Annotated in this window: 11 protein-coding genes and 1 other RNA gene; 5 read left to right on the top strand and 7 right to left on the bottom strand. The window is 62.9% G+C overall.

Going from position 1 to position 17,007, the window contains the following annotated elements; genetic code table 11:
* The first annotated feature begins 6 nt into the window (after positions 1 to 6).
* Complete coding sequence (locus tag PI87_RS04315) at positions 7 to 2,478, top strand: ExeM/NucH family extracellular endonuclease (protein ID WP_039596383.1); 2,472 nt, start codon at positions 7 to 9, stop codon at positions 2,476 to 2,478.
* Complete coding sequence (gene rrtA, locus PI87_RS04310) at positions 2,418 to 3,089, top strand: rhombosortase (protein ID WP_232313933.1); 672 nt, start codon at positions 2,418 to 2,420, stop codon at positions 3,087 to 3,089. The genes PI87_RS04315 and rrtA overlap by 61 nt, the downstream gene beginning before the upstream one ends.
* A gap of 214 nt (positions 3,090 to 3,303) precedes the next feature.
* On the opposite strand, the gene PI87_RS04305 is transcribed toward rrtA, so the two are convergent.
* From PI87_RS04305 to ubiG, 6 genes are all read right to left on the bottom strand, one after another.
* Positions 3,304 to 4,377 (bottom strand): porin, encoded by a 1,074-nt coding sequence (locus PI87_RS04305; RefSeq protein WP_039596382.1) that lies wholly within the window; start codon positions 4,375 to 4,377, stop codon positions 3,304 to 3,306.
* A 693-nt stretch (positions 4,378 to 5,070) separates the two neighbouring features.
* The gene (locus PI87_RS04300) at positions 5,071 to 5,613 is read right to left on the bottom strand and encodes a DapH/DapD/GlmU-related protein (RefSeq protein WP_232313932.1); all 543 of its coding nucleotides are present in this window, start codon (positions 5,611 to 5,613) and stop codon (positions 5,071 to 5,073) included.
* A gap of 371 nt (positions 5,614 to 5,984) precedes the next feature.
* Positions 5,985 to 6,342, bottom strand: a transfer-messenger RNA (tmRNA) gene (gene ssrA, locus PI87_RS28420).
* A gap of 31 nt (positions 6,343 to 6,373) precedes the next feature.
* Positions 6,374 to 10,144, bottom strand: a complete 3,771-nt coding sequence (locus PI87_RS04295) for a DUF748 domain-containing protein (protein ID WP_039596381.1) — start codon at positions 10,142 to 10,144, stop codon at positions 6,374 to 6,376.
* 113 nt (positions 10,145 to 10,257) lie between these two features.
* Complete coding sequence (locus tag PI87_RS04290; protein WP_039596380.1) at positions 10,258 to 10,947, bottom strand: HAD-IA family hydrolase; 690 nt, start codon at positions 10,945 to 10,947, stop codon at positions 10,258 to 10,260.
* Positions 10,944 to 11,660: a bifunctional 2-polyprenyl-6-hydroxyphenol methylase/3-demethylubiquinol 3-O-methyltransferase UbiG gene (ubiG, locus tag PI87_RS04285; protein ID WP_039596379.1), complete on the bottom strand. Its 717-nt coding sequence runs from the start codon at positions 11,658 to 11,660 to the stop codon at positions 10,944 to 10,946. The genes PI87_RS04290 and ubiG overlap by 4 nt, the downstream gene beginning before the upstream one ends.
* A gap of 161 nt (positions 11,661 to 11,821) precedes the next feature.
* Here ubiG and PI87_RS04280 point away from each other — a divergent pair, with 161 nt between their 5' ends.
* A complete protein-coding gene (locus PI87_RS04280; protein ID WP_039596378.1) occupies positions 11,822 to 12,325 on the top strand; it encodes a glycine zipper 2TM domain-containing protein in 504 nt (167 codons plus the stop codon).
* Positions 12,326 to 12,515: 190 nt separating this feature from the next.
* Here the strand turns inward: PI87_RS04280 and ompA are convergent, their stop codons facing one another.
* A complete protein-coding gene (gene ompA, locus PI87_RS04275) occupies positions 12,516 to 13,169 on the bottom strand; it encodes an outer membrane protein OmpA (RefSeq protein ID WP_039596377.1) in 654 nt (217 codons plus the stop codon).
* A gap of 433 nt (positions 13,170 to 13,602) precedes the next feature.
* On the opposite strand from ompA, the gene gyrA reads away from it, so the two are divergent.
* Together gyrA and PI87_RS04265 are read left to right on the top strand one after the other, a co-directional pair.
* Positions 13,603 to 16,269, top strand: a complete 2,667-nt coding sequence (gene gyrA, locus PI87_RS04270) for a DNA gyrase subunit A (protein ID WP_039596376.1) — start codon at positions 13,603 to 13,605, stop codon at positions 16,267 to 16,269.
* A 128-nt stretch (positions 16,270 to 16,397) separates the two neighbouring features.
* Positions 16,398 to 16,958 (top strand): DUF2059 domain-containing protein, encoded by a 561-nt coding sequence (locus PI87_RS04265; protein WP_039596375.1) that lies wholly within the window; start codon positions 16,398 to 16,400, stop codon positions 16,956 to 16,958.
* The last annotated feature ends 49 nt before the right edge of the window (positions 16,959 to 17,007 follow it).

The following is a 17,007-nucleotide window of genomic DNA, read 5'->3' as shown; positions in this document are numbered from 1 at the left end:
CCATCCATGCGTCTACATCATCTAATCCCAGTCGCGCTCTTCATGGCGCTGCCGGCCCATGCCGAGCTCATCTTCAGCGAATACGTTGAAGGCACCTCGAACAACAAGGCGCTCGAGATCTACAACCCCGATAGCACCGAGGTGGATCTGTCGCTTTACAAGGTCGAGCAGTACAACAACGGCGCCACCACGCCGACCACGTCGTTCGCGCTCACCGGCAAGCTCGCGCCGGGCGCGGTGTACGTGATGGCCCACAGCACGCTGGCCGGCGTGCTCGGCTCGAAGGTCAACCAGACCGTCACGTTCACTTTCAATGGCGATGACGCCATCACGCTCACGCGCTCCGGCACCGTGGTGGACCACATCGGCCAGGTCGGCTACCGGCCCGCAGCGGGCTATTGGGGCACCGCTGCCGCCGGCACCATGGACCACACGCTGCGCCGCAAGGGCACGGTGAAGCAAGGCGATACGAACATCTCCGCAGTCTTCGATCCGGCTGCGCAGTGGGATGCGTTCAACGTTGATGACTTCTCCGATCTCGGCCTGTACAACGGCCAGGGCGGTACCCCAACGCCGCCGCCGGTGCTGCCGGTGTGCGGCGCCGCTGCTACCCATATCGCAGACGTGCAAGGCGCGGGCGCAACGTCGCCGCTGGCGGGCCAGAACGTCGAGATCGAAGCTGTGGTCACCGCCGACTACAGCGGCACCAACGGCTTCAGTGGCTTCTTCGTGCAACAGCCGGACGCGCAGCGCCGCAAGCTGCCCGGTGTGTCCGAAGGCCTGTTCATCTATGCGCCCGGTGTGACCGCACGCGCGGGCGATCTGGTCCACCTGGTCGGCAAGGTCGAGGAGAAGTACGGCCAGACCCAACTGACGCTGGCCACCAACGGCCTCGCGAGCTGCTCCAGCGGCAATCGCGTGACGCCGGTGGATGTGACCCTGCCGATGGCGGATACCAAGGCGTTGTCGGCCTATGAAGGCATGCTGGTGCGCCTGCCGCAGACGCTCACCGTGAGCGAGACCTACGAGCTTGGCCGCTATGGGAGTGTGCTGCTCAGCAATGGCCGCCTGCCGCTGCCGACCAACGTGGCCCCGGCCGCGAACGGTGCAGCGGCACAAGCAGCCGCCAACGCGCTCAACCGCCTGGTGCTCGACGATGGCTCCAACCAGCAGAACCCGGGTACCGTGCCTTACCCGGCGCCGGGCCTGTCTGCGGCCAACCCGGTCCGTGCCGGCTACACCGTCAGCGGCATGCAGGGCGTGCTGGAGATGCGCTACAACGCGTGGCGCCTGCAACCGGTGCCTGGTGCTGCTGCCCCGGTCTTCAATGCTGCAGGCAACCCGCGTACTGGCGCACCTGCGCGTCACGCCCAGGCGGACGTGCGTGTGGCCTCGTTCAACGTGCTGAACTACTTCAACGGGGACGGCAAAGGTGCCGGCTTTGACGACCCGAACAACCGTGGCGCCAAGACGCAAGCCGAGTTCGAGCGCCAGGAAGCCAAGATCGTCGCGGCCATCCGTGCCATCAACGCCGATGTGGTCGGCCTGATGGAGATCGAGAACGACGGCTACGGCGACCTGAGTGCCATCCGCCGCCTGACGAGCCAGCTTGGTGCTGACTGGCGCTTCGTTGATCCGGGTGTGCCCAAGCTGGGCGGTGACGCGATCACGGTGGCTATCATCTATAACAGCCGCACGGTGGAGCCGGTCGGCACCGCCGCGACGCTGGCCATCGACGACAAGAATCGCCAGCCGCTGGCACGCAGCTTCCGCCGCATTGGTGGCACGCAAAACTTCACCGTGGTGGTCAATCACCTGAAGTCCAAAGGCTGTACCGGCGCCACCGGCAAGGATGCCGATCAGGGCGACGGCCAAAGCTGCTGGAACCCCACGCGTCTGCGTGCGGCTGGCCTGATCACCGATTGGCTCGCCACCTCGCCGACAGGCGTGGCCGATGTGGGCAAGCTGCTGATCGGTGACTTGAACAGCTACGCCAAGGAAGACCCGGTGCTGCTGTTCGCGCAGAAAGGCTATGCCGACATGGTGGCCAAGTTCGTCGGCAAGGACGCCTACAGCTACGTGTTCAGCGGCGAGTCCGGCTACATCGACCACGCGCTGGCCACATCCGGTCTGGCCGATCGCGTGCGTGCGGTGCATGAGTGGCACATCAACGCAGATGAACCGATCGCGCTGGAATACTCGTTCGCCTACAAGAGCGCCGAGCAGCAACAGACGTTCTATGCACCGGATGCCTACCGTTCTTCGGACCACGATCCGGTGCTGGTCGACCTCGCACTCAACACGCAAGCGACGGGCGGCACGCCGGGCACCGGCAACACGGCCCCGGAAGGCAGCACGGGCACGCCCGGTGGTAGCAACGCGGGTGATTCGGGCGCAGGCTCGCTGGACCCGCTGATGTGGCTGATGCTGACGGCCGGCATGGCCGCCCTGGTACGCCGCCGTTCGTGGCGCGCCTGAGCGCCTGGATACGCCGCTGGCCTGACTGGCGGTCGCGCAGCCTGGTGCATCCGGGCTTCCTGGCGGCCGCCTTGCTGATGCTCGCGCTGCAGGCCGGCGGCGTAACGGTGGTCGATGCTCTGCGTTATGACCGTGTCGCCATTACCAGTGGTGAGGTGTGGCGGCTGGTCTCCGGCCACTTCGTCCATTTCACCTGGACGCACTGCCTGCTCAATGTGGGTGGGCTGGTCGCGCTGGCGGCCATCCTGCCCGCCTCGCTGCGCGCCTGGCGCTGCTGCGTGGCGCTCGCCGCGCTGATCGGTTTGATTCTCTTCTCGGCCCTGCCTGGGCTGCAGCACTACGCCGGGTTCTCCGGCATCAACTACGGCCTTGCTGTGCTGGTGCTACTGCCGCGTGCGCGTGGAGAGCCGATTGCCGCCGCTGTGTTGGTCACGCTCGTAGGCCGCGCTGTCTGGCAGTGGTTCGGCGGCGTCAACGCGGACGCGGTGGTTTGGCTCGGTGCGCCGCCGTTAGCCGCTGCGCACCTTGCGGGGCTGGTTGTTGGTGCGTTGATGCTGTGCATTCCCATGGTCCGAAGCCGACGTGAAGTCACCGGGCGGGCAACGCGCTGAGTGCAGCGTCGGCTGCGCACGAGGCTGTTCGTGTGTACCGGATTGCGGGGGAGCGGGGCGAAACAAAAAGAGGCCGATTCAAGCCTCAAGAATCGGCCCAACGAGCCCTGCAAGGAGGCAAGGTCGATATGAACGTATGCCGTCACGCCGCAGCCTCGCGAGGAGGCGCGGGTGACGACGATCTGGTGAGGCGCCGTCGTCCGGCGCGCAATGCTTAGAAGCGGTGACGCAGGCCGATGGTGGCGCCGGTCTGATTCTCGCCAGCTGCAACGAAGGTCGAACCCGAGCCGCTCAGGCCCTGCGTCGAACCGTTCTTGTTCTTCGCGTAGCCGATGTTCAGGTACACGTCGGTGCGCTTGGAGAACGAGTAGTCCGCCGACAGCACGAACATCCACGGATCGGCGCTCGAGTTGCGATTGTCTGTGTAGTAAGCGGCGCCCGTCAGCAGCAGTGCCGGCATGACGCGGTATTGGCCGCCCAGCCAATAGACGTTGGTACGCGTGATGGTGGCCGTGGCGCTGGCCGTGCCGTCGTCACGCAGCCAGCGATAGCCGCCGAACACCTTGGCATCGCCAAAGGCGTACGAAGCACCGATCGCGGCGCGCTTGGCGCTGCGATCCTGCAGTGCCACGGTGCCGCCCTGGTACTGGTCATATGCGGTACCGATCGAGAGGTTGCCTGCGGCATAGGCGAAGCCCAGGCCGTAGTTGCGGGCCACCTTCGATGCGCCCGGCACTTCGCCGTTGTTGTCGCGGCCGAAGCTGTAGAAGCCGATGGCGGTCAGGCCACCGAACTTGCCGGTGTACTTGATGGCATTGTCAGCGCGGCCGTTGAACGCCGAGTCCACAGCAGCCAGCGAGTAGCGCGGGTTTGCGCCCATCGGGTCATAGGCACCGAACAGGTCGTACAGCGCGGTCTGCTGACGGCCCAGCGTGATGGCGCCATAGTTGTTCTGCAGGCCAACGAAAGCCTGACGGCCGAACAGGCGGCCACCCTGGGCAGACATGCCGGTGTCGAGGTCGAAGCCGCTCTCGAGCGTGAAGATCGCCTTCGTGCCGCCGCCGAGATCTTCAGTGCCGCGCAGGCCCCAACGCGAACCGCTCAGGTTGCCGGCATTCATGCGGACGGCGGTGTTGCCACCCGGGCTGTTGCCCGGCACGTGGTTGATGGCTTCGATGCCAATGTCTGCCAGACCGTACAGGGTCACGCCAGATGCGGTTTGCGCGAACGCCCCGGAAGCGCCGCACACTGCGGCAATCGCTGTCATTGCGAGGAAAGCTTTCTTCACTGTCTATCTCAACTTATGTTCGGGTGAAAGGAAGTCGCCGCCGTCGACCAGGCGCGCATGGCATGAGCGCATTCGCCCCCCCTTGGTGCAGCGGCAGGACGCAGGCTATTGATGCCGTGTGAAATTTCGTTGGCGTATTACCAGCAATTCGTAAGCGACCCGCAAGACCGGTCAGCGTTGAGTCACGAAGGCCGGTAAGCGGTGCAGGGCGGCTGGCTGCGTGTGGTTCGGGGCATGCCGGCGATGGGCTGGGCAACAAAAAACCCCGCAGAGCTAAGCCCGGCGGGGTTCATTGCCAAACATCGAAGACGTTTGAGAGCGGAATTTGGTGGGGCCGGCGGGAATCGAACCCCGGCCCATCCGCCCGCACAGTCTTGCACAGCAGCGTTTTCTGGCCGGCGAGCCACTGCGTTCTCGCTGGCTGGCAGCAGCGTTGAGGCGTACGTGTGCCGCGTCCGATACGGGTTTGGTGGCGGGGATTCAGAGGTAACTCAAGCGAGAGCGTCGAACGGCGGATCGCATGCCTACGGACTGCTGATGAGGTTTGAGGCGCGGACGCCCCGTTCGGGGGCAGTGCCCCAGTGTGTGCGGTTGGGAACTCGCCTCACCTGCGCGCTTCATCGAGTTGTTGTTGTGCAGGTGAAAAAGCGGCCCGCAGCATGGAGCGGCGGAGCGTGCGATGCCGCAGTCGACTTATGGGTTGATAGTGTTCCTTGCAAGGGCTGCCGCCTGGTTCGGATGCGGGTAGGTGCGCTTGGCAGTCGCAGGACTCCCGGCGACGACTGTTCTGGGCGCTACGTCACAAGTCACGACGCTGCCAGCGGCAACCAGTGCATCATCACCAATGGTGACCCCGGGCAACAGAATCGCGCCTGCCCCAATCCAAACGTTCTTTCCGATGGTGATTGGCTTGGCGTACGCGGAAGGGTCTGACGCGCGCAGATCGGGATCGCTGTGATGGTAGGTGGTGCAGAACTGGACTGTGGGACCAATGTGCGCCCCGTCACCTATCGTGACCATGGCGCTGTTCAGGATATTGGCGCCCGTGTTCAGGAAGGCTCCGTTGCCCATTGAGAGTTGGTCGAATCTCTCCACAAAGAGAGGCCCTTCGACCGTGCATTTTTTGTTGAGCCCTGGCATTGCCACCTTCAACACCCTGATGCGCTTGCTTCTAGAGGCGCTTGAGTAATTGAAGAAATGCAACGCTTGTGCTGGCATTCGTTTGCCAACAGCCATGAGCCAAGCATAGCGAAGAAATGTGAGCACTATTTTCCTAATGTGGATCATCTTGTAGCAACATGAGCGCGCCTTCTTCGCTTGGCGCGATTCAGTCGTCTTGGTCCGCTTGCACGGCCCGCCGGAATCCCACGGTGTCCCTGCCTAGGTACTGGGCGAACTGGTGATCCGTTCTGACGACGGTGCCCCAGTAGGATTCATCATCCTCAACATCAAGCTGATCATGCGGTCCTTGGGCATGTGTACTTGGCATGTACTGCGTACAAAATTGAAGATCACCAAAGATAATTTTCACCTATGAAAAACGGGCCAGAAGGCCCGTCAAATCAACAGCGTAGATTGTCTTTCGTAATCTTTGGTACTGCGGTGTTTGGTGGAGCCGGCGGGAATCGAACCCGCGTCCGCAAGCCCTCCACAGAGAGTTCTACATACTTAGTTCTGTCATTTGATTTAACCGCCGCATCGCGGACGAACACGCTCTACGACGGCGATTCACTAGGTTTTCGTCTCTAGGCCCGTGACTCACCTAAAGCTTATCTGACGTAAATGACCTCGCTGGTCTTGCAACCCTAGCCCGTCAGCGAGCCAGTGCGAGGACGGCGGCCCTTAGGCTGCCAGTGCGTAACGTTCGTCGTTAGCAGTTATTGCATTCCCATTGATTAACGAGGTGACGGGTCCTCGGTATGCCCTCCACTGCTTCGCAACCCACGTCGAAACCAGGTCGGCCCCAGAGAAGAAGAACGATTATCCCATAGATGGGCTACTTCAGCGCGAAATCAACCCGTGTCGTCTTGCCTTTGTCCTTGATGCCCTCGGCGTTCAGCTTGGGTGCCACCACAAAGAGACGGCCCGGATCCACACGTTCTGCCAACGCCACATGAACGGCGTTGGCGCGGCGCTGGGCGAGTTCACGCAGATCCGCATCCGTCACTTGCACGTTGGTCTCCATCAGCTTGCGCATTTCTTCCGGCGGCAATGATTTGGCCAGGCCGATCATGTTGCGCGGCTTCGGGAACTTGGCGGCCTTGTAAGCGCGTTCAAGGTACTTGTTCTCCTCTTCCGGCTTGACGGTGGTGTCGGCCTCGGCGGCGTCGCCGGCGTCCTTGAGCTTTTGCTCGCGGATCTGGCGGTTCACGGCTTCGCGGCGCAGGCCGTCACGGTCGAATTCCGGATCGACGCGGCCGACGATGTCGACCTTCAACGCAGGGCGATCCTTGAGCGCGGTGGCCAGCTTGTCCATCTTGGCGACCGATGCCTGGCTGATGGCCGACGTGCCCGGATCGAATTCGATGTAGCCGAGCTCTTCACCGCCGCTGCCACCGAAGGCGCTGGCAAGCAGCGAGAACGGCGCCGTGACGGCACGTGCGATCAGGTTGACGAGGGCGCGGATAACGATGCCGCCGACGCTGAACTGCGGATCATCCAGCGAGCCCGACACCGGCAAGTGCACGTCGATCTCGCCGCGCGAGTTCTTGAGCAGTGCCACCGCCAGCCGTACGGGCAGGTTGGTCGCGTCCTTGCTCTCCACGCGGTCGCCAAAGGTGAGTTGGTCGATGAAGATGTGGTTGTCTGCCGTCAGCTTGCCGCTGTCGAGCAGGTAGTGCAGATCCATCGTCAGCTTGCCCTTGGTGATCGGGTAGCCGGCGTACTTGGCGGAGTAGGGCGTGAGGTTGGTCAGCTCCACGCCGTCGGCTTTGGCGGTCAGGTCGATGGACGCCGTGGGTGCGAGCGGATTGATCTTGCCGTGGATGTCCACCGGCGCGGTGCCGTCCACGCTGCCGCGCAGTGTCACGTCGGCAGGTGTCTGGTTGGCGGCCGTACTGATGGTGCCCACCGAGCCGCCGATGGCTGTCAGGTTGGCGGTGTAGTTGGGTTTGACGAAGTTGTCGGTAAAGCGGATGTTGCCGTCCTGCAGCGTGATGGCGTCGATGCGCAAGTCGGCGCCGCCGGCCTTGGGCGTGGGCGTCGTGGCAGCGACTGCTGATGCAGGCGCGGCTGCCGGTTCTGAAGTGGCGGCGGCGACCGGCGCACTGGCAGGTGCGGCAGCCTGGGCGGAGCCCGGCGCTGGCTGAGCCTGCGTGAGCGAGCGGCGCTCCTCATCCGACTGCACGCGGATGTCCTGCAAGTTCAGACGGCCGTTCGGGTTGATGATGATCCGCGCATAGAACGTCGACAGCGCCACCGCGCCCACGCGCACGCGCGGCGTGTTGCCGTCGTAGTTTGCCTGGATGCGATTGAGTGCAAGCGAGCGCCAGCGCAGGAAGTCGTCGGAAGTCACGCGGTCTTGCAGGCGCACGTTGCCCAGCGTGGCGTTGCCCTGGTAGCTGACCGTCAGCGCCTTGCCCTGGTTGAGCACCAGGCGGCCATCCATCGTCAGAAGCGCGCTGGTGATGGCCGCATTCAGCGCCTTGTCGAGGTACGGATCAAAGCCCGCCAGCGACAGATTCTGCGTGTTCACGCGCAGGTCGGCCTTGAGCGGCTGCGGCACAACGTCGCCGCGCACGTCCAGCTTGCCCTTGCTGCCCAGCCCTGCGCCAATCTGTACGCTGATCGGCTTGCCGAGATCGGTCGATGCGTTCTGCACGACCACGTTCAGCGGTTCGACGCGCACCTTCACTGGGTGCGAGTTCGTCTGGTCTTCAAAGCCGACGGCGCTATTGTCCAGCTTGAACGTCTGCACGGTCACAGCCCAGGGCTTCTCGGCCGGTGCGTTCGCTTTGGATTTTGCCGTTGCTGCAGTGGGTTTGGCTGCGGTAGCCGGTGCGCCGTCGAGCAGCGTCAGCGTGGTGGTGCCGTCCTTCTTGCGCAGCGCATCGAGCTGCAGGCCATCAGCGCGCACTTCGTTCAGCGCGATCGTGCGGGCGGCCAGGTCGAAGCTCTTCACGTCGGCGTGCAGCAGCTTGGCGCGCAGCGCCGTGTCCTTGCCGGTGGACGGCGCCATCGACAGGTCCGCCAGGCTGGCCGTCAGCGGTTCGGCGCGCACGTTGAACTTGTCAGCGCCGAAGTCCAGCTCGATCTTGCCGTCCGCCGACAGTGCACCGTTCTGCAGTTGCGGCGCGCCTGCCTGGCGCAGATACGGCCCGATGCCGGCCAGCTTCACGCCGTCGAGCTTCAGCTCCAGCTCGCCGTTGCTCTTCTCCAGCGACGTGTTGCCTTTGACGTTGAGCGTACCGCCCTGAGACAGCTTGCTGCCCACATCAAACGTAATCGGGCCACCCAGCGTGCGTGCGGCCACGTCGCCGTGCAGGTCTTCCAGCGAGAGGTCTGCCGCCGGTTGCGTGGTGGCGTCGCGCCAGTGCACGGTGCTGTTGGCCAGTTGCAGTTTGCTGACGACGACGTCCAGCGGTTTCGGCTTGGCGGCGGGCTCCGGTGTGGCGGGCTTGGACTCGGCCGGTGCCGGTTTGCCGCTAAGCTGTGCGAAGTTGATCGAGCCATCGGCGGCACGCACGGCATCAACACGTACGCCGTCGAGCGTCAGTGCATCCAGGTGGAACACGTTGTCCAGCGGGCGCACATCCGCCAGCGTCGCGCGTACCTGCTTGGCCGCCACCAGCGGCGCCTTCTTGGTGTCGATCACTTCCAGATTGTCCAGGCCGGCCGTGCCGTGCACGCGCAGCACCGGGGCGCCAGTCTTGGGCTTCTGGAAGTCGATTGTCAGATCGGTCGTCAGCTTGCCCTGTGGCACGGCCACCGGCAGCGGGCCGGGCACGTAACCGAGGTAGCGGGGCAGATCCAGGCCATCGAGCTTGATGTTCAGGTTCGACTCCAGCGAATCGGCAAACGGCTTGGTCTGGCCCGAAAAATGGAGCGGGGCACCGTCAATGCTTGCCGCCAGCAGCGGCTGTACGAAGATGTTCACGTCGGCCGGCAGGCTCGCCAGGAAAGGCACGCCGATCTGCAGGTTGTCCACCTTGTGCTGCGTGCCCAGCGGCTGGTCGACGAGCTCGATCGCGCCGTTGGTCAACTGCAGGTTGGCGAACACGAAGCGCGCCGGCTCGGTCGACTTGGGCTTGGGCGGGTTCTCGGGCTGGGTCAGCCTGTCGACAATGTCGGAGAAGTTGAAGCGCTGCTCGGCAGTGCGCACGATGTGCACGCGCGGCGCGTCGATGCGCAGCTCTTCAATGACGGGGGCGCGGCGGAAGATCGAGCTCCACGCGGCATTCACGTGGAGGTGGCCGACGTCCACGAATGGCGTCTTGCCGTCGCGCTCGGCAATGTGGAGCTGGTCGACGTCGAGCCGCAGCGTGTATGGGTTGATGCGGATCTTGCCCACCGTCACAGGCCGCTCCAGCACCTTGCTCAACTGCGTCTCGGCCAGGTGGTGCAGCAGCGGCGGCCCGCCCAGTGCACCCAGCAGGCCAAACACCACCAGGAAAATCAAAACGCCCAACCCGATGCGCTTGGTGCGCCGTGATGTACCGACCTGTGCGGCGCGTTGCCAGCTGGCGGTGCCGCGGATGCGGTCAAGCCGTGCACGCCAGCCGTTGGATTTCGATTGCAGGTCAGGACGCGAGTCGGGGGAGGTGCTCATGCTGGTGTCGGTCCGGCCACGATGTGGCGTACTTCGTCAGTCGGTCGACCGCCGCGTCCCGTGTGGAAGGCGGCGGTCCTGGAAGGTGCTGGGCGTCAGCCCTGGCGCGGCGATTAAGCGCGTTGCGATTCGAGCAGCAGCGGAATCAGTTCGGCGGCGTTGGCGATCAACGCATCTGCGCGCCATTCCGAGGGCGGCGGCCCATTACCACAATAGCCGTAACTGGCAGCAATGGTAGGCATGCCGGCAGCGCGGCCGGCTTCGATGTCGCGCACGTCGTCGCCCACGTAGACGATCTGTCGCGCATCCACGCCGATGGACTCTGCCGCGTGCAGCAGCGGTGCAGGGTGGGGCTTGGCGTGCGGCGTGGTATCACCCGCAACGACGCAGGCCGGCGGCACCGGAAACGTCAGCTGGGCGACCAGCGGCACGGTCAGCCGGCCGGACTTGTTGGTGACGATGCCCCACGGAATGCCCGCGCGGCCGAGTGTGGCCAGCACGTCTGCCATGCCCGGGAACAGCGTCGTGCGCACGCAGATTTCCGCCTCGTAGTTGGCAAGGAACGCCAGCCGCAGTGATTCGAATTCCGCGTCTTCGGGGCCGATGCCGAAGGCCACGCCAAGCAGCCCACGCGCGCCATGCGAGGCAACGGGTCGGAGCGCTTCGTAGGCCAGCGGTTCCAGGCCGCGGTCGGTGCGCACCTTGTTGGCCGCCGCTGCCAAGTCTGGCGCTGTGTCAGCCAGTGTGCCGTCCAGATCGAACAGCACCGCGCCCAGCGGGGCCGGGAATGTGCTGGCCGTCATGCGTTGCCCGGACGGCGCGTAGCCATCAGATAGTTGACGCTGGTGTCCTGCGTCAGGGCGTAGCGCCCGGTGATCGGGTTGTATTCCATTCCGCGCATCTGCTCAGGCTGCAAACCTGCCGTGCGTGTGAACGAGGCAAGCTCTGACGGGCGGATGAACTTGGCGTAGTCGTGCGTGCCGCGCGGTAGCATGTTCAGTACGTATTCCGCACCGATGACCGCCAGCAAATACGCCTTGGCATTGCGATGAATGGTCGAGAAGAACACGTGGCCGCCTGGCTTCACCAAGGTCGCGCAAGCGCGCACAACCGACGCCGGATCGGGCACATGTTCGAGCATCTCCATGCAAGTCACGACGTCGTAGCTGCCGGGCTCACGTGCCGCGAGCGCTTCTGCGGCGATCTCTTCGTAATCGACAGCGACGCCCGCTTCCAGGCTGTGCAGATCGGCAACCCGCAATGCTTTGCGTGACAGATCGATGCCTTTGACGTTGGCACCGACACGCGCCATGCTCTCGGAGAGGATACCGCCGCCGCAACCAATGTCGACAACGCGCTTGCCCGCCAGCGGCGCGATGGATTGAATCCAGTCGAGGCGCAGCGGATTGATTTCGTGCAGGGGTTTGAACTCGCTGTTCGGATCCCACCAGCGGTGGGCGAGTTCACTGAATTTTTCGAGTTCGCCGGGATCGGCGTTCGCGTGAGTGGTAGTCATGTTGCGCTGCGCCTGGGCATAACGGCTAGGTGAGGAAATGTACCAAAAAGCGTCGTTCTGACCAAATCGGGCACGCCGGGAAAAAGGTTTCACATTGAAACAAAGGTGAACGAACGCGCATGCGTTTTCTCCAACCGTCACCTTCCCTCAAGGAGAGATCAATGAAATCCAAACAGATTCTGGCGGGGCTCGGTGTTGCGGGCCTGACGGTGCTGGCGGGCTGCGCCGCGCCGGGGTACGGCGGTGGATATGGCGGCGGCTACGGTGGTGGCGGGTATGCTCCGCCTCCGGCGTACGGCGGTCAGCCGCAGCAACAGCCTGGCGCGTTGTACGGTCGGGTCGAGTCGATCCAGCCGATGCAGGCGCCGGTCAACAGCCCGGGCATTCTGGGCACGATCATCGGTGGTGTGGCGGGCGGTATCTTGGGTCACCAAGTTGGTGGCGGCACCGGCAACACGGTGGCGACGATCGGTGGCGCGGCGCTTGGCGCTTATGCTGGTAACCAGGTTGAGCAACGTGCGGCTGCGGGCGGGCAAACCGTGTACCGCATCAGCGTGCGTCTGGATGATGGCCGTGTCGCGACGGTCACGCAGCAGAACCCGAATAACCTGCGCGTGGGTGACCGCGCCATGGTCGCCAACGATCAGGCGACGCCGTCTTACTAATAGAGAAGGGCAAAAGGGGTTTCGAACCCCTGAGAAACAGAAAGCGGTGACGCATGCGCGTCACCGCTTTTTTATTGCTTTGGCGATAGACGGGATGACTGATGAACTGATCAATCCGGTCTAACCGCGGGCATGGCGAGCGAAAAAAAAGCCCAGCTTTCGCTGGGCTTCTTCTTCGGTAGAAACCGAATTACTTCTTCGTGCCGACCACTTCAACGTCAACGCGACGGTTCGGTTGCTGGCAGGCGATTTGTGCCTTGCGAGCGCCCTTGCACGACTTCGGATCAACCTTCAGCTGGCGCTTGCCCTTGCCTTCCGTGTAAACACGGTTGGCTTCGATGCCCTTGCTAACCAGGTAGCCCTTGACGGCTTCAGCACGACGGACCGACAGGCGGTCGTTGTACTTGTCCGAACCGAACGAGTCGGTGTGGCCGACGGCAATCACGACTTCCAGGTTGATGCCTTGCAGCTTCGAGACCAGGTCGTCCAGCTTAGCCTTGCCTTCCGGCTTCAGCACAGCCTTGTCGAAGTCGAACAGGGTATCAGCAGCGAACGTAACCTTCTCGCTGGTCGGAGCAACAGCAGCCGGAGCGCCCGGCGTAGCAGCTGCCGGAGCAGCCGCCGGAGCCAGAGCGCCGTCGCACTGAGCGTTGGCGGTTGCCGGCGTCCAGAAGCCATTGCGCCAGCACAGTTCGTTCGTGCCGTTCTTCCAGACCCACTCGCTCGTGCCGTTACCCCAGTTGTCGTTGACGGCCTTCTTTTCGTAGGGCACGGACTGAGCGTAAGCGGATGCAGTCAGAGCTACCGCAGCTGCAGCGAACGCGAGCTTGGCAAATTTTTTCATATTTCTCCTCTCAGGATGAGATCACCGCAGAAGACTGCGAGCAGATGGGACGAAAACAAGTCATACATTCTTCGGAGTGTAGCATCCTCGATGTAGCGAATTCGCCACTTCGAACAATGTCTGCCTCTTCGCTGGGGGATTGTGCCACAAGCACTCACTCCTAAAAAGCAAATATAAGCGAATCGGACGGGGCATCATGGCCTTGTGGTGTGTACGCAACAAGGCGAAAAACTGCTCGCAAACCCTTGTGGGGACTGGGTCGCGGGTTTTGGTCGCCTTCGCAGGGAACGTGACCGGGGTTGAGGATGCGTCGCTCGCCCGCATGAGGGGGAGGGGGCTTGCGGCATGGTAAAATGTTCTGTTATTCGCGCAACCGTAGCGCCTTGCAGTGCTCACCGCAGTGAGTGCTGTCGGGCCTCCCATCGTTCGCCCAATGGATCAATTCGCCAAAGAGACACTCCCGGTATCGCTCGAAGAGGAAATGCGCAGTTCGTATCTCGCTTACGCCATGAGCGTGATCGTGGGCCGCGCCCTTCCAGATGTACGGGATGGTCTCAAGCCGGTGCATCGCCGTGCGCTGTACTCGATGCACGAGCTGAACAACGACTGGAATCGTCCCTATAAGAAGTCCGCCCGTATCGTCGGGGATGTGATCGGTAAGTATCACCCCCACGGCGACACCGCTGTATACGACACGATCGTGCGGATGGCGCAGAACTTCTCACTGCGCTACATGCTGGTGGATGGTCAGGGCAACTTCGGTTCGGTCGACGGCGACAACGCCGCGGCCATGCGGTACACCGAAATCCGCCTGTCGAAGATCGCCCACGAACTGCTGGCTGACCTCGACAAGGAAACCGTCAATTTCGAGCCGAACTACGACGGCAGCGAAAGCGAGCCCTCGGTTCTGCCGGCGCGTATCCCAAACCTGCTTGTTAACGGTTCGTCCGGGATCGCGGTCGGTATGGCGACCAACATTCCGCCGCACAACCTGAATGAGATTGTCGACGGCTGCTTGCACCTGCTGAGCAATCCGGACGCAACGGTGGATGAGCTGATCGAGCTGATCCCGGCGCCGGATTTCCCGACTGCCGGCATCATCTACGGCATCTCTGGCGTGCGCGAGGGTTATCGCACCGGCCGCGGCCGCGTGGTGATGCGCGCCAAGACGCACTTCGAGGATATCGACCGCGGTCAGCGCCAGGCGATCATCGTCGACGAGCTGCCCTATCAAGTTAACAAGCGCACGCTGCTCGAGCGCATCGCCGAGCTGGTGACGGAAAAGCGCATCGAGGGTATCTCCGATATCCGCGACGAGTCGGACAAGTCCGGCATGCGCGTGGTGATCGAGCTCAAGCGCGGCGAAGTGCCGGAGGTTGTGCTCAACAACCTCTATAAGAATACGCAGCTGCAAGACACGTTCGGCATGAACATGGTGGCGCTGGTCGACGGGCAGCCGCGCCTGCTGAACCTGCGCCAGATGCTGGAGTGCTTCCTGCTGCACCGCCGTGAAGTGGTGACGCGTCGCACTGTGTTCGATCTGCGCAAGGCGCGCGAGCGCGGCCATATCCTGGAAGGTCTGGCCGTTGCGCTGGCCAACATCGACGAATTCATCGCGATCATCAAGGCCGCACCGACCCCGCCGGTCGCCAAGGCCGAGCTGATGAACCGCAGCTGGGATTCGGGTCTGGTGCGTGACATGCTTGTGCGCGCCGAGAGCGAAACCTCGGGTGGCGGTGCTGCATACCGTCCGGAAGGTCTGTTGCCCGCATTCGGCATGCAGGGCGATGGTTTGTACAAGCTGTCGGACACGCAAGCGCAGGAAATCCTGCAGATGCGCCTGCAACGCCTCACCGGGCTGGAGCAGGACAAGATCGTTCAGGAATACCGCGAAGTGATGGCGCAGATTGCTGATCTGCTGGACATCCTGGCGCGCCCGGAACGCATTACCGCCATCATCGTCGAGGAACTCACCGCCATCCGCGCGGAATTCGGTGATGAGCGCCGCTCGCAGATCGAGCACAATGCGACCGAGTTGGATACAGAAGACCTCATTACGCCGCAAGATCTGGTGGTGACGCTGTCCCACAGCGGCTATATGAAGAGCCAACCGATCTCCGAATACCGCGCACAGAAGCGCGGTGGGCGTGGCAAGCAAGCCGCCGCCACGAAGGAAGACGATTGGATCGATACGCTATTTGTTGCCAACACGCACGATTACATTCTCTGCTTCTCGAACCGCGGCCGTCTGTATTGGTTGAAGGTGTGGGAAGTGCCGGCAGGCAGCCGTAACTCGCGCGGTCGCCCGATCGTCAATATGTTCCCGCTGTCGCCGGGCGAGAAGATCAACGTGATCCTGCCGGTCAAGCAGTTCGACGAGCAGCATTTCGTGTTCATGACCACCTCCAAGGGCACGGTCAAGAAGACGGCGCTGACCGACTTCTCGAACCCGCGCAAGGCCGGCATCATCGCGGTGGATCTGGATGAGGGTGACTTCCTGATCGGTGCGGCCATTACTGATGGTCAGCACGATGTGATGCTGTTCTCGGATGCCGGCAAGGCTGTGCGTTTTGACGAGAACGACGTGCGTCCGATGGGGCGTCAGGCGCGCGGTGTGCGCGGTATGAACCTGGAAGATGGCCAGCAGGTGATCGCCATGCTGGTTGCGCCGGCTGAGACTGAAGCTGAAGGCGAGGGCGCGCAAGCGAGCGTCGGTAGCGTGCTGACGGCCACTGAAAATGGCTATGGCAAGCGCACCCCGATTGCTGAGTACACCCGTCACGGCCGCGGTACCAAAGGCATGATCGCTATCCAGACCTCCGAGCGTAACGGTAAGGTGGTCGCCGCTGCGTTGGTGGCGCCGGAAGACGAAATCATGCTGATCACCACCGGTGGCGTGCTGATTCGCACGCGTGTGGATGAGATCCGCGAAATGGGTCGGGCCACGCAGGGCGTCACGCTCATCAATGTGGGCGAAGGCAACAAGCTGTCCGGTCTGCAACGTGTGGTGGAGTCCGACGCAGAAGGTGATGAAATTGTGGATGCGTCAGATGCCGCACCGGACGCCGATACACAGTCGGATGACAGCGCCGAGTCATAATTGGAAACAACTTTTGCTTGCCGTTGAGCACAGTTCTGGTCATGATGCCGGACCTGTGCGCGGCAGGGGCTGGAACTTTTGCGTCACTTGCCCGGCCTAAACGCAACGCTTATTTCAAGGGAGCAACAATGCACAAGAGTCTCAAACTCAAACATCTGATCGTGGTGGCTGGTTTCGCTCCGCTGTTTGCTTTCGCCCAGGCTGGCGATGCTGACAAGACCGCGGCCATCAAGGAACTGCTGACGACGATGAACGTCGACGCAGCAATCAAGGGTCAGGGTGAAGTGCTGGAAAACGGTGCCAAGCAGGAAGCCCCGCTGGTGCTGGAGCAATCGCTGGTCGAGAACAAGTCGCTGAACGACAAGCAAAAGCAGGCTGCTGTCGACAAGCTGAAGAAGAATGGCGCTGTGCAGCGCATGACCGACGGCGCCGGCAAGGCGTTCGAAACGGATGCCTTCCGCAAGGATGCCCTGCAAGCGCACTACGATTCGCTGGGCAAGTACTACTCGACCCAGGAAATCAAGGATCTGACCACGTTCCTGAAGACGCCGAGCGGCCAGAAGTTCATGGCAAACCAAGGCAAGGCCATGCAGGAAGTGTGGGGCAACGTGATGCAGAAGTACGGTCCGCAAGTCGGCAAGTCCATGCGTGACATGGCTGACAAGGAAGTTTCGGCTGCTGCAAAGTAATTGACCGGCGTACGCGGACGATCGGGGCACGGTCCCCGTCGGGCCGCCA

The sequence above is a fragment of the Ralstonia sp. A12 genome (assembly GCF_000801955.1).
Taxonomy (GTDB): domain Bacteria; phylum Pseudomonadota; class Gammaproteobacteria; order Burkholderiales; family Burkholderiaceae; genus Ralstonia.
This window is presented reverse-complemented; position numbering and strand designations above follow the sequence as displayed.